Here is a 2,216-nt window from a genome sequence, read left to right as displayed (position 1 = left end):
CGCCCAGGGCCTGGCCGAGCCAGTCGAGCGTCTGTACGCAACCCACCACCCCCGCGATCACCACGTCGCGGGCGGCGGGCCCGTCGAAATATCCGGGACCGACGCGCACGTGCGTGTGGTTGATCGCCCAGCAGATCGGCTCCGGCTCCAGCCACGGTGCCAGGTGCACGACGATCCGGTCGACGTCGCTGCGTCGGTGCAGTTTTCGCAGCAGCACCAGCAGGTCGTTGCGGATCGTGCACGCCAAGCAACCGTGCGCCAGCTCGAGCGCCTCCTCGGCGATGACCAAGTCGCCGTCGCGCAGCACCACCAGCGTCCGTCGAACCACCTGGCCGTCGAAACGGTGCTCGACGACAATCGTCCCGGGTTTGCGCAGCAGCGCGCCGGCCACCGCGTCGGTGCCGCCCTGTCCCGCGACGAGAACTACGGGTGTCCGCATCATCACTCCCTGTTGAAAATGCTTTTCAATAAGCCTCTGCACACGCTACAGTCCTCTGCGGATCTTGTCGAAAACGATTTTCATTAAGGGAGAGCCCGTGTCCGCACGCTGCCAAGTCACCGGACGGTCGGTGAGTTTCGGCAACGCCGTGTCGCACTCACATCGGCGCACGCGACGGCGTTGGTCACCGAACATTCAATCCAAGACCTACTACCTGCCATCGGCGCGCCGCCGGATCACGTTGCGGGTCAGCGCCAAGGGAATCAAGGTGATCGATCGTGACGGCATCGAGGCCGTCGTCGCCCGGATCCGCCGATCAGGAGAGCGAATCTGATGGCGCGCAACGAGATTCGCCCGATCGTGAAGCTGCGATCCACCGCGGGCACCGGCTACACCTACGTCACGCGCAAGAACCGGCGCAACGACCCCGACCGGCTCACGCTGAAGAAGTATGACCCGGTCGTCCGCCGGCACGTCGACTTTCGCGAGGAACGCTGAATGGCCAAGAAAACCAAGCGCACGAGACGCACCGCTGCGCCCGAGCTGAAACCTGCCAAGCGCAATCTTCTGAAAACGCTGGGCGTCAGCGCAGTTGACTACAAAGACACCAACCGGTTGCGGATGTTCATCTCCGATCGCGGCAAAATCCGGTCGCGCCGGGTGACCGGTCTGACCGTGCAGCAGCAGCGCCAAGTCGCCACGGCGATCAAGAATGCCCGCGAGATGGCGCTGCTCCCCTAATCGATGTCGGCGGTCATCTTCTCGTTGAAGACGGGATATATCTCGTCGAATGCGCCGTCCCGCTCGGCAAACCGGAATCCCTTGGCTCGCTCCACGACTATCTCGTCGGCGTCGGGCTTGGTGTGCAGCAATGTCATCGTCTCGCTGATGAATTCGTCCAGTGGCATTCCCCGCGGGTCGAATCCGCGATCGCCCTGCAACGCCGTCTGCACTCGGGGCGGAATGATTTCGATGACCTGGACCGCAGACTCGCGCAGCTGAAAACGCAGCGACTGCGTGTAGGAGTGCATCGCTGCCTTGCTGGCACAGTACGTGGGCGTGAGCGCGCTCGGCATGAAGGCCAGCCCGGACGTGACGTTGAGAATCGCCGCGCGCGGCCTGCCCAGCAGCAGATGCAGCAATGCCGAGGTGAGGCGGATAGGGCCGAGCAGATTGACGGCGAGGGTCTGCTCGGCCGTGCCGGGGTTACCGGTGGTGAGGTCCTCGACGCGCTGAATCCCCGCGTTGTTGACCAGCACGTTGAGCTCGGGATATTTGTCGGACATCTCGATGGCGAATCGCCGGATGTCGGCGGAGTCACCCTGATCCAGCGACAGGAATTGGATACCCGGGTTGGCTTTCGCGACGGCTTGCAGTGTGTCGTGGCGGCGGCCTGCGATGACGACGTTGTTGCCCAATCGGTGGAATGCCTCGGCGAGGCCTCGGCCGATTCCGGTACCACCTCCGGTGACCAGAACGGTGTTACCCGTCAACTGCATGCGCTGTTCCTCTCCGTCGCTTTCTGCTACCCGCATACTCGCGGCAGCAGGGACGGTATGCGATTACCGCGTCGAAGTCTCGGTAAACGTGTCGGCATCCTGAACTAGCCTGTAGACGTGGCGCAGTTTCCGCGGACTCGCTACGCCAGTTGCGGCGAGGTCGACATCGCCTACCAGGCGTTTGGCGATGGACCCAACGATGTGCTGGTGCTGCCGGGCCCGTCCATCCCGATCGACACCATCGACGCCGAGCCGTCGATGTACCGCTTTCACCGGCG

Annotated in this window: 5 protein-coding genes and 1 pseudogene; 4 read left to right on the top strand and 2 right to left on the bottom strand. The window is 63.7% G+C overall.

Going from position 1 to position 2,216, the window contains the following annotated elements:
* Positions 1–439, bottom strand: a 439-nt coding sequence (locus tag VN856_RS24265; protein WP_325694017.1) for a GTP-binding protein, incomplete at its 3' end; no start/stop codon positions are given.
* A 97-nt stretch (positions 440–536) separates the two neighbouring features.
* Here VN856_RS24265 and rpmB point away from each other — a divergent pair.
* The 3 genes from rpmB to rpsR are packed head-to-tail and all read left to right on the top strand — an operon-like array spanning position 537 to position 1,180.
* Positions 537–773 (top strand): 50S ribosomal protein L28, encoded by a 237-nt coding sequence (gene rpmB / locus VN856_RS24260; protein WP_325694014.1) that lies wholly within the window; start codon positions 537–539, stop codon positions 771–773.
* On the top strand, positions 773–937 hold the full coding sequence (gene rpmG, locus VN856_RS24255; protein WP_325694011.1) for a 50S ribosomal protein L33: 165 nt from the start codon (positions 773–775) through the stop codon (positions 935–937). Before rpmB ends, rpmG begins: the two co-directional genes overlap by 1 nt.
* Complete coding sequence (gene rpsR / locus VN856_RS24250; RefSeq protein WP_325694009.1) at positions 938–1,180, top strand: 30S ribosomal protein S18; 243 nt, start codon at positions 938–940, stop codon at positions 1,178–1,180.
* Here the strand turns inward: rpsR and VN856_RS24245 are convergent.
* Positions 1,177–1,938: an SDR family oxidoreductase gene (locus VN856_RS24245; protein WP_325694007.1), complete on the bottom strand. Its 762-nt coding sequence runs from the start codon at positions 1,936–1,938 to the stop codon at positions 1,177–1,179. The two genes, rpsR and VN856_RS24245, sit on opposite strands and share 4 nt — an antisense overlap.
* A 117-nt stretch (positions 1,939–2,055) precedes the next feature.
* On the opposite strand from VN856_RS24245, the pseudogene VN856_RS24240 reads away from it, so the two are divergent.
* Positions 2,056–2,216, top strand: a pseudogene (locus tag VN856_RS24240) (adenylate/guanylate cyclase domain-containing protein); the annotation flags it as partial.

Origin of the sequence: Mycobacterium sp., from assembly GCF_035603715.1 — a bacterium.
GTDB lineage: Bacteria > Actinomycetota > Actinomycetes > Mycobacteriales > Mycobacteriaceae > Mycobacterium.
The sequence above is the reverse complement of the archived record's forward strand: the minus strand, read 5'-3'. Positions and strand labels throughout refer to the sequence as shown.

What these genes read in the sequence shown, in the direction of transcription:
- rpmG (WP_325694011.1), top strand. Translation starts at nt 773, where the DNA reads ATGGCGCGCAACGAGATTCGCCCGATCGTGAAGCTGCGATCCACCGCG.
- rpsR (WP_325694009.1), top strand. Translation starts at nt 938, where the DNA reads ATGGCCAAGAAAACCAAGCGCACGAGACGCACCGCTGCGCCCGAGCTG.
- VN856_RS24245 (WP_325694007.1), bottom strand. Translation starts at nt 1,938, where the DNA reads ATGCAGTTGACGGGTAACACCGTTCTGGTCACCGGAGGTGGTACCGGA.